A 14,182-nucleotide genomic window follows, 5' to 3' on the forward strand; every position below is an offset into this window, starting at 1 on the left:
CCCATCGAGGCGTGCGACACTGAATAAGGCCCATATTCGCAAGGAGCACCGCCGCATGCTGGAGTTTCTCGACCACGCGATTCTGCATGCCGCCGGGCAGTGGTGGATCTATCCGATTCTCTTCGTCTTCTTCTTCGTCGACGGATTCGCGATGATCGCCCCGAGCGAGACGCTGATCGTGGCTCTCGCAGCCTACTGGCGGCACACTGGCGAGCCCAACCTGTGGATCCTCGGGGCCACGGCCCTCCTCGGCGCGATGGCGGGCGACAACATGGCGTATGTCTTTGGCCGCAGGATCGGCACGGACCGCTGGCGCTGGATGCGGCGGCCCAGAGTGCAGAAGGTCTTCTCGTGGGCCCGGCACGAGCTCGACAAGCGCGGCGCCGTGCTCATCTTCACTGCACGCTACATTCCGTGGGGCCGCGTCGCGGTCAACTACGTGGCTGGCTCGACGCGCTTCCGGCACCGCACGTTCTTCTGGCTCGACGCGTTCGCGTGCCTGACGTGGGTGGGCTACTCGCTCGGCGTGGGGCTCCTCGCGAGCTCGTTCCCGTGGCTGCGCCACAACCCGCTCCTGAGCGTCCTCGTCGCCGTGGGATTCGCACTCGTCCTCGGCGTGATCCTCGACCACTCGATCACCGTGTTCCATCGCTGGCGCGACGCCAAGGAGGCCGAGAAGGCCGCCACGCGCGCCGCCGTCGCGCATCGCACGCACCTCAGCCAGCACCCGGAAGAGGCGGAGCCGGACGACTACGCGCCCCGTCCGCACACTCCGGACGAGTCCACCGGCAGGTCGGCTGGTGCCCGCCGCGGCCCTTCCCTAGAGTTGGACCGTGACTGAGCCGATCATCGACGACGCACCCGACCTGACCTTCGACCTCCGCATCCTTCCCAAGGTGTCCCTCCACGACCACCTTGACGGCGGGCTGCGGCCCGCCACCATCATTGAACTCGCGGCGGAGGTCGGCCACGAGCTGCCCTCGACTGACGCCGTCGCGCTCGCTGAGTGGTTCCGCGAGTCGGCCGATTCCGGCTCGCTGCCGCGGTACCTCGAGACCTTCGACCACACCATCGCGGTGATGCAGACCGAGCCGGCCCTGCGCCGCATCGCCCGCGAGTTTGTCGAGGACCTCGCGGACGACGGCGTGGTGTACGGCGAGGTTCGCTGGGCACCCGAGCAGCACCTCACCAAGGGCCTCACCCTCGATGCGGCTGTCGAGGCGGTCCAGGCCGGTCTCGAGGAGGGCATCGCGAAGGTCGAGGAGTCCGGCCGCGTGATCGCCGTCGGGCAGCTCATCACGGCCATGCGGCACGCCGACCGGGCCCAGGAGATCGCCGAGCTCGCCGTCCGGCACCGCGACCAGGGCGCCGTGGGCTTCGACATCGCGGGCGCTGAGGACGGCTTCCCGGCCTCGCGCTTCGCGGACGCGTTCACGTTCCTCGCGCGCCACAACTTCCCCGTGACCGTCCACGCGGGGGAGGCAGCGGGGCTCGAGAGCATCCAGTCCGCCCTCGTCGACGGCCGGGCACTGCGCCTCGGCCACGGCGTCCGCATCGCTGAGGACATCACGGTCGAGGACTCGGGGGAGGTCGACGAGGACGGCGTCCCGATCCTCGACGTCTCGCTCGGCGAGCTCGCGGCGTGGGTCCGCGACCGCGGGATCCCGCTCGAGCTCTGCCCGTCCTCGAACCTTCAGACCGGCGCGATCTCGCAGTGGGGCGAGGACATCCTCGACCACCCGATCGACATGCTCAACGAGCTCGGCTTCACCGTGACCGTCAACACGGACAACCGGCTCATGGGCGGCGTGACGCTCACCGACGAGTTCGAGCTCCTCGTCGAGGCCTTCGACTACGACCTCGATGACCTGCTGGAGTTGACACTCAATGCGGCGGAGGCGGCCTTCCTGCCGCTTGAGGACCGCGAGGACCTCGTCGAGTACATCAACGAGGCGTACGCGAGCCTCGGCGAGTAGCGGCAGAGCCGCAGGGACAGCCCGGGAGAACACCGTGAGCGTCGCCGTCGACCGCCTCGTCGAGGTGGTGCACCTCCTTCGGGAGCACTGCCTGTGGACGGCGGCGCTCACGCACGCCTCCCTCGTTGAATACCTCGTCGAGGAGGCGTACGAACTCGTCGAGGCGATCGAGGATGGCAAGCCCGAGGGCGAGCTCCAGGGCGAGCTCGCCGACGTGCTGCTCCAGGTCGTGCTGCACTCGGAGATCGCGAGCGAGCGCGGCGCGTTCGGGCTCGACGCGGTCGCCGAGGCGCTCACGGCCAAGATGATCCGCCGCAACCGCCACGTCTTCACGGCCGACGGCGGCCTCCAGCCGAGCTTCCCCGCGACTGTCGAGGAGATCATCGCCTCGTGGGACGCGGCGAAGCGCGAGGAGAAGGCGGCGCTCGCGGCCGCCGCCGAGCAGGACGCCGTGTTCGCCGGCGGCGTCGAGGGTCTCCCGCGGCATCTGCCCGCCCTGGCCCTCGCCGACAAGGCACTGGGGCGAGCCGAGCGCCGTCGTGCGCTCGACGCCGGTGAGCCGGCCGCGCCGGGGGAGGGGCTCGAATCCGCCCCGGCCGCGGTGTGGGAGTTCGCTGGCGAGGACGAGCTCGGGGAGCTGCTGCTCGACGTCGTCCGCGCGGCGCGGGGGCGCGGCCTCGACGCCGAGCGCGCGCTCAGGGGCGCCGTGCGCCGTCTGCCCGCCTAGGTACTGGTTCGGTCACAGTGTCGCGCCCGCCCGTCGCGGCCACTAGGCTGTGGGTGACATTGAGGTCATCCACGAGTTACACCCTGTGATCACGCTCCCCTTGATCAATGCTCACCCTTGCTAGGAGTTCAATCCATGGCCCTTATCGATGCCATTCACGCCCGCGAGATCCTTGATTCCCGCGGCAACCCCACGGTCGAGGTCGAGGTCCTTCTGAGCGATGGTTCGCTCGGCCGCGCGGCCGTCCCGTCCGGGGCGTCGACCGGCGAGTTCGAGGCCGTGGAGCGCCGCGACGGCGACAAGGGCCGCTACCTCGGCAAGGGCGTCCAGCAGGCCGTCGAGGCCGTCGTGGACCAGATCGCCCCCGCCCTCCAGGGCTTCGACGCGACGGATCAGCGCGCGATCGACCAGGCGATGATCGATCTCGACGGCACGCCGAACAAGTCGAACCTGGGCGCCAACGCGATCCTCGGCGTCTCCCTCGCGGTCGCCAACGCCGCTGCGGACTCCTCGAACCTCCCGCTCTACAAGTACCTGGGCGGCCCGAACGCGCACGTCCTCCCGGTCCCGCTCATGAACATCCTCAACGGCGGCTCGCACGCTGACTCCGACGTGGACATCCAGGAGTTCATGGTCGTCCCGCTCGGCGCCGAGACGTTCTCCGAGGGCCTCCGCTGGGGCGTCGAGGTCTACCACTCGCTCAAGGGCGTGCTCAAGGCCAAGGGCCTCGCGACTGGCCTCGGCGACGAGGGCGGCTTCGCCCCGAACCTTCCGTCGAACCGCGCGGCGCTCGAGCTCATCACCGAGGCCATCAAGAAGGCGGGCTACGAGCCGGGCAAGGACATCGCGCTCGCGCTCGACGTCGCGTCCTCGGAGTTCTACACGGACGGCGCGTACCAGTTCGAGGGCAAGCCGCACACGGCCGCCGAGATGAGCGCGTACTACGCCGAGCTCGTCCGCGACTTCCCGCTCGTCTCGATCGAGGACCCGCTCGACGAGAACGACTGGGACGGCTGGCGGACCCTCACCGACGAGATTGGCGACAAGGTCCAGCTCGTGGGCGACGACCTCTTCGTCACCAACCCGAAGCGCCTCCAGCAGGGCATCGACGCGAAGACCGCGAACTCGCTCCTCGTCAAGGTCAACCAGATCGGCTCGCTCACCGAGACGCTCGACGCCGTGTCGCTCGCCCAGCGCTCGGGCTACACGACGATCACGTCGCACCGCTCCGGAGAGACCGAGGACACGACGATCGCGGACATCGCGGTCGCGACGAACGCCGGCCAGATCAAGACGGGCGCCCCCGCCCGTTCGGAGCGCGTCGCGAAGTACAACCAGCTCCTGCGCATCGAGGAGGAGCTCGACGACGCCGCTCGCTACGCCGGGCGCTCCGCGTTCCCGCGCTTCAAGGCCTAAGCGGTTCCCATCCGGTCAAGGTCGCGACCCACGGGAAGTGACCTTTGAAGTATTCCCAGCCCCGGCGGCTATGGTTGAACGAGACCATAGCCGCCGCTGCTTTGCGCCCCGAGGAGAGGAAGTCCATGGCCACGCGCCGCCCGCAGGTACCCCGGACCAGCCGGGGCACGGGCGCGTCCGCGCGGTCTGGGCGTCGGCGGCGTCGGCCGCGGCCGCGCGCGCCAGCACTTCGGGCTCGTCCACGCACGCTCCCGCCGAGACGCCACGCAAGTCCGCGCCGTCGTCCTCCGCGCCCGCGGCCCGCAAGGCCGCGCGCGACGCGGCGGGCGGCGCCGTCCGCAGTGTGCCGCGGGACGCCGCGAGCAAGGCCACCCCCGACTCGGCGCGCGGCCTCGGAGACCGCGCGCCCGTCCCGGCGCGTGCGTTCTCGGGCCGGATCGTCGCGCTCGCGCTCGTCCTCGTCGCGGTGACCATCATGCTCGCCCCGACGGTGCGGGTCTTCTTCAGCCAGCGCGCCGAGATCCAGTCCATTCAGGCGGACATCGCGGCAAAGCAGAGCGACCAGGCGAACCTCAAGCAAGAGATCTCGCGCTGGCAGGATCCCGCCTACGTCCAGCAGCAGGCCCGCGACCGGATTAACATGGTCATGCCGGGGGAGACCTCCTATTGGGTCTTCGGGGACGCCGGGACACAGACCGCGCAGAGCGGTTCGACGGCGGGATCGTCCCCGCAGGACGTCCCGTGGACGCAGGCCCTGTGGGACTCCGTGCGCCGCGCCGCGACGGAATGACCGCGCCTCCGGCGCGTCGAGAAAGGACACAGTGACTCACCCGAGCCCGGAACGGAACGCCGCACCGACTGCCCAGGACTATGACGTGATCAGCCGTCAGCTGGGACGCCCAGCGCGCGACCTCGTCGAGATCCCTGCGCGCTGCGTGTGCGGCAACCCGCTCGTCGCGGCCACGGCTCCGCGCCTTTCGAACGGCACGCCGTTCCCCACCACGTTCTACCTCACGCACCCCGTCGTGACGTCCGCGGTCTCGCGGCTCGAGGCCGCAGGGGCCATGACGGAGATGAACGAGCGGCTCGCGGCCGAGCCCGAGCTCGCGGCCGCGTACCGGGCGGCGCACGAGGCGTATCTCGCGGCACGGCGGCGCATCGGCGAGCTCGCGGGCCTTGGCCCAGTCCCGGAGATCGACGGCGTCTCCGCCGGGGGCATGCCTGAGCGCGTCAAGTGCCTTCACGTCCTCGTGGGGCAGTCGCTCTCGATGGGGCCCGGCGTCAACCCGCTCGGCGACGAGGCGATCGAGCGCATCGCGGAGTGGTGGACGCCCGACCGTTGTTATTGCGTCGGCGCGTGGGACACGGAATCGCCGACGCCGAACAAGGAGTTGAGCCGGCATGGCCCGCAGGGCCTTCCGTCGCTCACGGGGCGCGCGGCGCCGGTCCGCAAGCGGGACACCGAAGCATCAGCCACGGCATCAGAGGGGGACGGCGCATGAGGGTCGCCGGGATTGACTGCGGAACCAACTCGATTCGTCTGCTCGTCGCGGACACGCAGGGCGAGGCGGGCGACGCCGGGGCGGTGCGCCTCGCCGACGTCCACCGGGAGATGCGGATTGTCCGCCTCGGGCAGGGCGTCGACGCGACGGGCGTGCTCGCGCCCGAGGCGCTCGAGCGCACGTTCGCCGCGGTCGGGGACTATGCCGAGATCATCAGGAGCCTCGGCGCCGAGCGCGTGCGGTTCGTCGCGACGAGTGCGACGAGGGACGCCCGCAACCGCGACGAATTCGCGGAGGGCATTCGGTCGCGGCTGGGCGTCGACCCCGAGGTCGTCCCGGGCCTCGAGGAGGCTGCGCTGAGCTTTTCCGGGGCCGCGAGCGTCCTCCCGCTCGAATCGGGCCGACCGGTCGTGGTCGTGGACCTCGGCGGCGGCTCCACCGAGTTCGTGCTCGGCGATGCCGGCGGTGTGATCGCGGCCCGCTCGATTGACATGGGCAGCGTGCGCCTCACCGAGCGTCACCTTCGCTCCGACCCGCCGACGGCGGCGGAGATCGCCGAGGCGCAGGACGACGTCGACCGCGGCATCGATGAGGCCCTCGCCGAGGTGCCCCTCGCCCAGGCGACGGCCGTGATCGGCGTCGCGGGCTCGATCACGACGATCACCGCCCACGCGCTCGCGCTCCCGTCCTATCAGCCCGAGCGGATCCATGGTTCCGAGCTCTCGCTCGCCGAGATCGAGGCCGCGTGCGGTTCGCTGCTGGGGCTGAGCCATGAGGAGCGCACCGCGCTCCCGTATATGCACCCTGGCCGCGCCGACGTCATCGGGGCCGGGGCGCTCGTGTGGCGGCGAGTGCTCGAGCGCATGGCCGGGCTGACCGACGGTCGGATCGGCACGGCGATAACAAGCGAGCATGACATCCTCGACGGCATCGCGCTGAGCACGCTCGGGCGCGCCGCGGGCTGACGCATGGCGGTCGGTATCGGACATGCCCGCCTCTTTCCGCGGGTCCTCGCCGCCCTCGTCTCGGCGTCTGCCGTGCTCGGGCTCGTGGGGCTGGGGCTGCTCGCGCCCGTGGCGCCCGCCCGGGCTGACTCGATCCGGGACGCCGAGTACTGGGTCTCCGAATACGGGATCGACAAGGCGTGGTCCGTGTCTCAGGGCGCGGGTGTCACGGTTGCCGTGATCGACAGCGGCGTGAGCGGCGGGATTCCCGACCTCAAGGGCGCCGTGGTCGGGGGAACGGATGTCTCGCGCGCGGGTCAGCCAGACGGACAGAAGCCCATCGGCTCGGAGTCGGAGCACGGGACGCTTGTCGCGACACTTCTCGCGGGCCGGGGCCATGGCGGGACGCCCTCGCCGAACGGCGCCCCCGGGCCGGACGGGATCGTGGGCGTCGCGCCCCAGTCGCAGCTCCTCACGGTCTCGACGTGGCTCGGCTCGCCGAATCCCGCGGGCCCCACCGACATGGAGCAGATCCCGGCCGCAGTGCGGTGGGCCGTCGACCACGGCGCGAAGGTCATCAACATGTCCCTCGGGAGTTCCTCCCCGGACTGGCCGACGAGCTGGGATGACGCGTTCCTCTACGCCGAGCAGAAGGACGTCGTCATCGTGGCTGCCGCGGGCAATCGCGCGGCAGGAAACGTCGAGGTGGGGGCCCCGGCCACGATCCCCGGCGTCCTCACCGTCGCGGGTCTCGACCGGCAGGAGCACGCGAGCATCGACGCGTCCTCGCAGGGCGTGAGCATCGGCGTGGCCGCCCCGGCCGAGCAGCTAGTGGGCGGGATGCCGGACGGGACCTATGCCTCGTGGGCGGGCTCGTCGGGCGCGACGCCGATCGTGGCAGGCGTCGCCGCGCTCATCCGGTCCAAGTGGCCGCAGATGAGCGCAAAGCAGGTGATCAACCGGATCATCTCGACGGCCAAGGACGCTGGAGCGCCGGGCCACGATCCCATCTACGGGTACGGCATCCTCAACGCGGGCGCCGCGCTCACGGCGGACGTCCCGGAGACGCAGACCAACCCGCTCGGCTCGATCGCGGACTGGATCCGTGTGCACCGAAGGTCGGCCCCGGCGTCGTCCGCTCCGGCGCCGCCGGCGCAGGGCGCCCCTGCCAGCGAGCCCGCCATGCCCGAGGCGAGCGCGCCCACTCCGGTCGCCTCAGCGGACGTCTCGCCGTGGCCGGCGATTATCGTGATCGGCTTCGGGGCGCTCATTCTCGCCATCCTCACGGGCGGAATCTGGCACGTGCTGAGGCTTCGGAAAAAGGCCCCAGAAACCGATAGTGAAAGTTTTCACAAGTTGGTACAGTAGAGACATGCCTTCCACCATTGAGCTTGTCGACCGCCCGCGCGTTCTTGTCGCCGGCGGTGGTTACGTTGGTCTTTACGTGGCCCTCGGGCTGCAGAAGAAGATCGCCAAGGCCGGTGGCATCGTCACCGTCGTCGACCCGATGCCGTACATGACGTACCAGCCGTTCCTTCCCGAGGTGGCCGGCGGCAACATCGAGGCCCGCCACGTCGTCATCCCGCTGCGCCGCACGCTGCGCGAGTCCGAGGTCATCCAGGGCTCGGTCGTGTCCGTTGACCACGAGAACCGGAAGGCTGTCGTCCAGCTTCCCGGCAACGAGGGCACCATCGAGATCCCTTACGTCGACGTTGTCATGGCCGCCGGTGCGATCACCCGCACGTTCCCGATCCCCGGCCTCGCCGAGAAGGGCATCGGCAACAAGACCATCGAGGAGGCCATTGCCCTCCGCAACCAGGTCCTCGAGCGCGTCGAGTTCGCCTCGACCGCCTCGAACCCGGCCGAGCGCCAGGCCGCGCTCACGTTCGTCGTGGTCGGCGGCGGCTTCGCGGGCATCGAGACCATCACGGAGCTCGAGGACCTCGCGCGCTCGACCGTCGCGACGAACGATCGTGTCAAGCAGGAGGAAGTCCGCTTCGTCCTCGTCGAGGCCATGGGCCGCATCATGCCCGAGGTCACCCCCGAGCAGGCCGACTGGGTCGTGGAGCACCTCCGCAGCCGCGGCATCGAGGTGCTGCTCAACACGTCCCTCGCCAACGCCGAGGGCACGCTCAAGCTCATCAACATGCCGGACAAGTCCCCGGCGCAGGAGTTCGCCGCTGACACGCTGATCTGGACCGCTGGCGTCCAGGCCAACCCCGTGGTCAAGTCGACCGAGTTCCCGCTCGAGCCGCGCGGCCGCGTCCGCGTCCTCCCGGACCTCCGCGTGGCTGGCGACGAGGGCATCGTCGAGAACGCCTGGGCCGCCGGCGACGTCGCGGCCGTGCCGGACCTCACCGGCAAGGGCCTCCCGGACGGCACGTGCGTCCCGAACGCCCAGCACGCGCTGCGTCAGGCCAAGGTCCTCGCGAAGAACCTCTGGGCCTCCCGTTGGGACCGCCCGCTCGAGGACTACAAGCACAAGAACCTCGGTGCGGTCGCGGGCTTCGGTCCGTGGAAGGGCGTCGCGAACATCAACCTCGTGGGCCACATTGGCCTGCGTGGCCCGCTCGCGTGGCTCGCGCACCGCGGCTACCACGGCCTCGCGATCCCGACGGTGGAGCGCAAGTTCCGTGTGGGCCTCGACTGGCTCTCGGCCCTGTTCGCGGGCCGCGACAACACGCCGCTCGAGAACCTCGACAACCCGCGCGCGTCCTTCGTCGCCGCGGCGAGCCCCAAGCCGAAGACCATCGCTCCGCCGGCCGAGCCGGCCAAGGTCCCCGCGCAGTAGTCCTGCGCGCCCCGACCACAGCGCGACGGCGGCCGTCTCCCACGGGAGGCGGCCGCCGTCGTCGTTCCTCCGGGTGGCCCTGGCCGGAGGGGCTGTGGCGGTAGGCTGGAGCGGCGCCCCAGTAGCCCAATCGGCAGAGGCAGCGGACTTAAAATCCGCCAAGTCAGGGTTCGAGTCCCTGCTGGGGCACCAGGCACGGCGGCTGGCTCGGTCGCCGACAAACTATTGATCTGGAATTCATATTCTGGGCGAAAGATTTTTGAGACCATCTTGTGCAAAAGCTGTTACAAGGCTGTGACCTGTACCACTTCTGTGACCAAAACCGTTCGATTAGCCTGACGGTGTGATCAGGAACACCTGATTCGTCGCATCGGGGTGCCTTGCGCCCTTCGATGGAGGAGAAAATCGAATGATTCCACGCCATGAGGCATTACCCCGGATCGCCAAGCTCACAGCGCTTGGCGTGGGGGTTGCCCTGCTCGCCACCGCGTGCGGGGGCTCCTCGGGGACGCCCACCAGCAGCGGCAGCTCATCAGCGGCCGCCGGAGGCATTTCGTGCCCGGCACCCTCGTCTGGCGCTGGGGCCGGCGCCTCGCCGGTTGGCACCACGGTCAAGCCGTCTGACGTTCCCAAGGCAAGCACGGTGTCCGCTTCGCCGCTCAAGATCGGCTCGCTCCTGCCGCAGACCGGCGCCCTCGCGTTCCTCGGCCCGCCCGAGATCGCGGGCGTGAACCTCGCCGTCAAGCAGGTCAACGACGCGGGCGGCGTGCTCGGGCATCCGATCGAGGTCATCCACCGCGACTCCGGCGACACGACGACGGACATCGCGACGCAGTCCGTGACGAACCTCCTCGGGCAGGGGGTCAGCGCGATTGTCGGCGCCGCCTCGTCGGGCGTGACCAAGACCGTGATCAACCAGATCACCGGCGCTGGCGTGGTGCAGTTCTCTCCGGCCAACACGTCGCCTGACTTCAGCACGTGGCCGGCCCACGGGCTCTACTGGCGCACCGCACCGTCCGACGTCCTCCAAGGCCGCGTGCTCGGCAACTACATGGCTTCGTGTGGCGCTCAGACGCTCGGCATGATTGTGCTCAACGACTCCTACGGCACGGGCCTCCGCGACAACGTCAAGAAGGCGTTCGTGGCGGCCGGCGGCAAGGTCGTGGACGAGGAGCTGTTCAACGAGGGCGACTCGCAGTTCAGCTCGCAGGTGGACAAGGTCGTGGCGGCCAAGCCCGACGCGATCGCGGTCATCTCGTTCGACCAGGCCAAGCAGATCATCCCGCTCCTGGCGGGCAAGGGCGTCAAGCCGACCCAGATGTTCTTCGTGGACGGCAACACGTCCGACTACAGCAAGGACCTGGCGGCGGGCACCCTCTCCGGCGCGCGCGGTACGATCCCGGGCACGTTCGCGAAGGACGACTTCAAGGCGCAGCTCAAGACGATCGATGCGAGCCTCAAGGACTACAGCTACGCGGGCGAGTCCTGGGACGCCGTGAACCTCATCTCGCTCGCTGCCGAAGAGGCCAAGAGCACGAAGGGCACCGACATCGCGGCGCATCTTCAGGACATCACGGCCGGCCCCGAGAAGTGCTCCGACTTCGCGAGCTGCGTGACCCTCCTCCGGCAGGGTAAGCAGATCCACTACTACGGCAAGTCCGGCCCGGTCTCGTTCGCCAAGAACGGCGATCCGCAAGAGGCCTACATCGGCATCTACAAGTTCGATGACAAGAACGTGCCGCAGCCTGTGAGCGAGGAATACGGCAAGCTGTCCTAAGCTTCACGGCCTCCGCCCACACGAAAGGGCTCCGGTTCCCGCAAGGGAGCCGGAGCCCTTTTCCTGAGGTTGCGTCAGTTGCCGTTCTGCTCGTCGTCGGCGAGCGTTCCGAGGTACAGCTGGATGACCTTGGGGTCGTGGAGAAGCTCGCGCCCCGTGCCGTGGTAGGCGTCGCGCCCTTGGTCGAGCACGTAGCCGCGGTCGCAGATCTGGAGGCAGCGGCGTGCGTTCTGCTCGACCATGATCACGGAGACGCCGGCCCGGTTGATCTCGTGCACCCGCAAGAACGTCTCGTCCTGCTTGACGGGGGAGAGGCCCGCCGAGGGCTCGTCGAGCAGGAGCACGGCCGGGTTCATCATGAGCGCGCGGCCCATCGCGACCATCTGCCGCTCGCCGCCCGAGAGCGAGCCTGCCCGCTGGGTACGGCGCTTGCCGAGCTCCGGGAACAGGTCCGTCACGAAGTCCCACCGCTCCTTGAACACCTTGGGCCGCTGGAACAGGCCCATCTGCATGTTCTCTTCGATCGTGAGGGTCGTGAAGACGTTGTTCGTCTGCGGCACGAAGCCGATGCCGCGGCTCACGAGCTTGTTGGCCTTGAGGCCCGTGAGATCCTGCCCGTGCACGACGACGGAGCCCGAGTGGACCTTGACGAGGCCGAACATGGCCTTGAGCAGCGTGGACTTGCCGGCGCCGTTGGGGCCGATGATGCCGATGAGCTCGCCCTTGCGTGCCTCGATGCTGCAGCCATTGAGGATGTTGACGCCGGGGAGATAACCGGCAACGAGCTTCGTGACGGTGACCACCGCCTCGCCGTCCTGGGTGGCCGTTCCGGCCGTGCCGGGGGATTCCGTCTGCTCGCTCATGCGTCCTGCTCCTTCGTGCCGTGATCGCCGGACGTGTGCTCACCGGTTGAGTGATCGCCAGACGCGCCGTCCGCGGGCATATCCGCAGCCCGCCGACCTGAGCGGGGACGCTCCGCATCGGCGCTGCCGACGGCGGGTTCGTCGCCTTCGGGCGCGGAGCCGCCGCCGTCGTGCGCGGTGGCGGGCTCGCCGCCGTCGCCCGTCGGATCCGCCTCGGGGTGCCGCACGGACAGCGTCTCCGCCTCCCCGGCGAGGACGTGGTTCTCGGACAGGATTCCGGCGTCGGAGGTCCCGACCACGGATTCGTCGTCCGCGGCGAGTTCCGCCTCGAGCTCCTTGACGCCGCCCGCGGCGCCGAGGTCGACGTCGTGGTGGGCGCCAAGGTAGGCGTCGATGACGGCCTGGTCCCGCATGACCTCGGCGGGTGGACCCTCAGCGACGACCTTGCCCTCCGCCATGACCACGACCCAGTCCGCGATGTGCCGGACCATGTGCATGTCGTGCTCGACGAACAGCACGGTCATGCCCTCGGACTTGAGGTTCTTGATGTGGTCGAGCAGGCTCTGCGAGAGCGCGGGGTTGACGCCGGCCATGGGCTCGTCGAGCATGACGAGCTTGGGTTTGGCCATGAGCGAGCGGGCCATCTCGAGCAGCTTCCGCTGGCCGCCTGAGAGGGACGCGGCGTAGTCCTCGCGCTTCGTGTCGAGCTTGAACTTCTCGAGGAGACGATCAGCCTGCTCCGTGATGACCTTCTCGCGCCCGCCCCAAACGCCACGGAAAAGGGCGTTACGGAGCTTCTCGCCCGGCTGCTCGGACGCGCCGAGGCGCATGTTCTCGAGGACCGTGAGCTTGCCCATGACCTTCGTGAGCTGGAACGTCCGGACCATGCCGAGGCGCGCCACCTTGTACGAAGACATCCCGGCGAGGTTGGTGCCCTCGAACTGCCACTTTCCGGAATTGGGTGTGTCGAACCCCGTGAGGAGGTTGAACAGCGTGGTCTTGCCAGCGCCGTTGGGCCCGATGAGGGCCGTGATCTTGTGGCGCGGGATCTCGAGGTGCTCGACGTCCACGGCGGTAATGCCGCCGAAGCGGCGGCTCACGTTGTCCGCGACGACGATGGGATCGCGCTTCTTGCAGCCCGGGCCCGCCTCCCCGTCCACGATGGGCCGCGTGTCTGTCATGTAGTCGACGGTTCCAGCCGTCTTCTCGGCTTCGCTCATGAGAACGCAAGCTCCTTCTTGTTACCGAACACGCCCTGGGGCCTGAAGATCATGAGCAGCATGAGGGCCACGCCCACGAGGATGTAGCGCAGCTGCCCCGCCTGCGAGGGGTTGAGCCACGGGAGCGTGCCGATCTGGATGAGCCCGAACAGGATGTTCTGGGTGAGCGAGAGCACGACCCAGAAGAGCATGGCCCCGATCACCGGGCCGAGGACGGTGGACATTCCGCCGAGCAAGAGGCACGTCCAGAGGAAGAACGTGAGCTCGGTTCCGTAGTTGGCCGGCTGGACGACGTCGCGCGGGAGCGTGAAGACGAGGCCCGCAAGGGCGCCGAACGCACCGCCGATCACGAGGGCCTGCATCTTGTAGGCGTAGACGTTCTTGCCGAGCGAGCGCACGGCGAGCTCGTCCTCGCGGATGCCCTTGAGCACGCGGCCCCACGGGCTCCGCATGAGCAGCCAGACCCCGAGGCCGAGGATGATCACGAACCCCCAGGCGACCACGCGGTAGAAGAAGTCGTTGCTGCTGTAGCCGAGATAGGTCCCTTGTGGGAACGGGTTGAGCTTCAGGAAGTCCTGACGGAAGCCCGCGAGGCCGTTCGCGGAGCCCGTGACGTCCGTGAGGCTGTTCGTCGTGACCACGTAGCGGATGATCTCCGCGGCGGCGATCGTCACGATTGCGAGGTAGTCGGCGCGTAGCCGCAGCGTCGGGATGCCGAGGAGCAGCGCGAAGATGCTCGAGGCGACGACCGCGATGAGGAGACCGAGCCACCACGGAGCGCCGAAGTGAATCGTGGACATCGCGAATGCGTACGAGCCCACGGCCATGAAGCCCGCCTGCCCGAAGTTGAGCAGGCCCGAGTAGCCGAAGTGCACGGCGAGGCCGAGCGCGGCGAGCGCGTAGGCCGCCGTCGTCGGGCTGACCATCTCGCCGATGGCCTCGTTGAAGATTTCTCCGAAATCCATG

13 protein-coding genes and 1 tRNA gene are annotated in these 14,182 nt (G+C 69.2%); 11 read left to right on the forward strand and 3 right to left on the reverse strand.

All coding sequences use genetic code 11. The features are described from left to right. The first annotated feature begins 58 nt into the window (after positions 1 to 58). From ACOKR1_RS06720 to ACOKR1_RS06770, 11 genes are all read left to right on the forward strand, one after another. Positions 59 to 841: a DedA family protein gene (locus ACOKR1_RS06720; protein WP_422936576.1), complete on the forward strand. Its 783-nt coding sequence runs from the start codon at positions 59 to 61 to the stop codon at positions 839 to 841. Further along, positions 834 to 1,976: an adenosine deaminase gene (locus ACOKR1_RS06725; protein WP_422935925.1), complete on the forward strand. Its 1,143-nt coding sequence runs from the start codon at positions 834 to 836 to the stop codon at positions 1,974 to 1,976. The genes ACOKR1_RS06720 and ACOKR1_RS06725 overlap by 8 nt, the downstream gene beginning before the upstream one ends. Positions 1,977 to 2,010: 34 nt before the next feature. Next, positions 2,011 to 2,703 carry a MazG nucleotide pyrophosphohydrolase domain-containing protein gene (locus ACOKR1_RS06730; RefSeq protein ID WP_422935926.1) on the forward strand — a complete coding sequence of 231 codons (693 nt, stop codon included), beginning with the start codon at positions 2,011 to 2,013 and terminating at the stop codon, positions 2,701 to 2,703. A gap of 135 nt (positions 2,704 to 2,838) precedes the next feature. Further along, positions 2,839 to 4,119 carry a phosphopyruvate hydratase gene (eno, locus tag ACOKR1_RS06735; RefSeq protein WP_422935927.1) on the forward strand — a complete coding sequence of 427 codons (1,281 nt, stop codon included), beginning with the start codon at positions 2,839 to 2,841 and terminating at the stop codon, positions 4,117 to 4,119. A gap of 70 nt (positions 4,120 to 4,189) precedes the next feature. Continuing rightward, on the forward strand, positions 4,190 to 4,909 hold the full coding sequence (locus tag ACOKR1_RS06740; RefSeq protein WP_422935928.1) for an FtsB family cell division protein: 720 nt from the start codon (positions 4,190 to 4,192) through the stop codon (positions 4,907 to 4,909). A gap of 31 nt (positions 4,910 to 4,940) precedes the next feature. After that, the gene (locus tag ACOKR1_RS06745) at positions 4,941 to 5,621 is read left to right on the forward strand and encodes a DUF501 domain-containing protein (protein ID WP_422935929.1); all 681 of its coding nucleotides are present in this window, start codon (positions 4,941 to 4,943) and stop codon (positions 5,619 to 5,621) included. Beyond that, on the forward strand, positions 5,618 to 6,586 hold the full coding sequence (locus ACOKR1_RS06750; protein WP_422935930.1) for an exopolyphosphatase: 969 nt from the start codon (positions 5,618 to 5,620) through the stop codon (positions 6,584 to 6,586). Before ACOKR1_RS06745 ends, ACOKR1_RS06750 begins: the two co-directional genes overlap by 4 nt. Positions 6,587 to 6,589: 3 nt before the next feature. Next, complete coding sequence (locus ACOKR1_RS06755; RefSeq protein ID WP_422935931.1) at positions 6,590 to 7,933, forward strand: S8 family serine peptidase; 1,344 nt, start codon at positions 6,590 to 6,592, stop codon at positions 7,931 to 7,933. A gap of 4 nt (positions 7,934 to 7,937) precedes the next feature. Next, positions 7,938 to 9,356 (forward strand): NAD(P)/FAD-dependent oxidoreductase, encoded by a 1,419-nt coding sequence (locus ACOKR1_RS06760; RefSeq protein ID WP_422935932.1) that lies wholly within the window; start codon positions 7,938 to 7,940, stop codon positions 9,354 to 9,356. A gap of 115 nt (positions 9,357 to 9,471) precedes the next feature. After that, positions 9,472 to 9,548 (forward strand) — tRNA-Leu (locus ACOKR1_RS06765). 217 nt (positions 9,549 to 9,765) lie between these two features. Beyond that, positions 9,766 to 11,133: an ABC transporter substrate-binding protein gene (locus ACOKR1_RS06770; protein WP_422935933.1), complete on the forward strand. Its 1,368-nt coding sequence runs from the start codon at positions 9,766 to 9,768 to the stop codon at positions 11,131 to 11,133. Between the two features lie 74 nt (positions 11,134 to 11,207). On the opposite strand, the gene ACOKR1_RS06775 is transcribed toward ACOKR1_RS06770, so the two are convergent. The 3 genes from ACOKR1_RS06775 to ACOKR1_RS06785 are packed head-to-tail and all read right to left on the reverse strand — an operon-like array spanning position 11,208 to position 14,181. After that, on the reverse strand, positions 11,208 to 11,996 hold the full coding sequence (locus tag ACOKR1_RS06775) for an ABC transporter ATP-binding protein (protein WP_422935934.1): 789 nt from the start codon (positions 11,994 to 11,996) through the stop codon (positions 11,208 to 11,210). Further along, on the reverse strand, positions 11,993 to 13,216 hold the full coding sequence (locus tag ACOKR1_RS06780; protein WP_422935935.1) for an ATP-binding cassette domain-containing protein: 1,224 nt from the start codon (positions 13,214 to 13,216) through the stop codon (positions 11,993 to 11,995). Before ACOKR1_RS06780 ends, ACOKR1_RS06775 begins: the two co-directional genes overlap by 4 nt. Continuing rightward, on the reverse strand, positions 13,213 to 14,181 hold the full coding sequence (locus ACOKR1_RS06785) for a branched-chain amino acid ABC transporter permease (protein WP_422935936.1): 969 nt from the start codon (positions 14,179 to 14,181) through the stop codon (positions 13,213 to 13,215). The genes ACOKR1_RS06780 and ACOKR1_RS06785 overlap by 4 nt, the downstream gene beginning before the upstream one ends. Between the last annotated feature and the right edge of the window lies 1 nt (position 14,182).

It is taken from the genome of Sinomonas sp. P47F7 (assembly GCF_049332655.1).
Classification (GTDB): domain Bacteria; phylum Actinomycetota; class Actinomycetes; order Actinomycetales; family Micrococcaceae; genus Sinomonas.

What these genes read in the sequence shown, in the direction of transcription:
- eno (WP_422935927.1), top strand. Translation starts at nt 2,839, where the DNA reads ATGGCCCTTATCGATGCCATTCACGCCCGCGAGATCCTTGATTCCCGC.
- ACOKR1_RS06740 (WP_422935928.1), top strand. Translation starts at nt 4,190, where the DNA reads ATGGTTGAACGAGACCATAGCCGCCGCTGCTTTGCGCCCCGAGGAGAG.
- ACOKR1_RS06750 (WP_422935930.1), top strand. Translation starts at nt 5,618, where the DNA reads ATGAGGGTCGCCGGGATTGACTGCGGAACCAACTCGATTCGTCTGCTC.
- ACOKR1_RS06755 (WP_422935931.1), top strand. Translation starts at nt 6,590, where the DNA reads ATGGCGGTCGGTATCGGACATGCCCGCCTCTTTCCGCGGGTCCTCGCC.
- ACOKR1_RS06760 (WP_422935932.1), top strand. Translation starts at nt 7,938, where the DNA reads ATGCCTTCCACCATTGAGCTTGTCGACCGCCCGCGCGTTCTTGTCGCC.
- ACOKR1_RS06770 (WP_422935933.1), top strand. Translation starts at nt 9,766, where the DNA reads ATGATTCCACGCCATGAGGCATTACCCCGGATCGCCAAGCTCACAGCG.
- ACOKR1_RS06775 (WP_422935934.1), bottom strand. Translation starts at nt 11,996, where the DNA reads ATGAGCGAGCAGACGGAATCCCCCGGCACGGCCGGAACGGCCACCCAG.
- ACOKR1_RS06780 (WP_422935935.1), bottom strand. Translation starts at nt 13,216, where the DNA reads ATGAGCGAAGCCGAGAAGACGGCTGGAACCGTCGACTACATGACAGAC.
- ACOKR1_RS06785 (WP_422935936.1), bottom strand. Translation starts at nt 14,181, where the DNA reads ATGGATTTCGGAGAAATCTTCAACGAGGCCATCGGCGAGATGGTCAGC.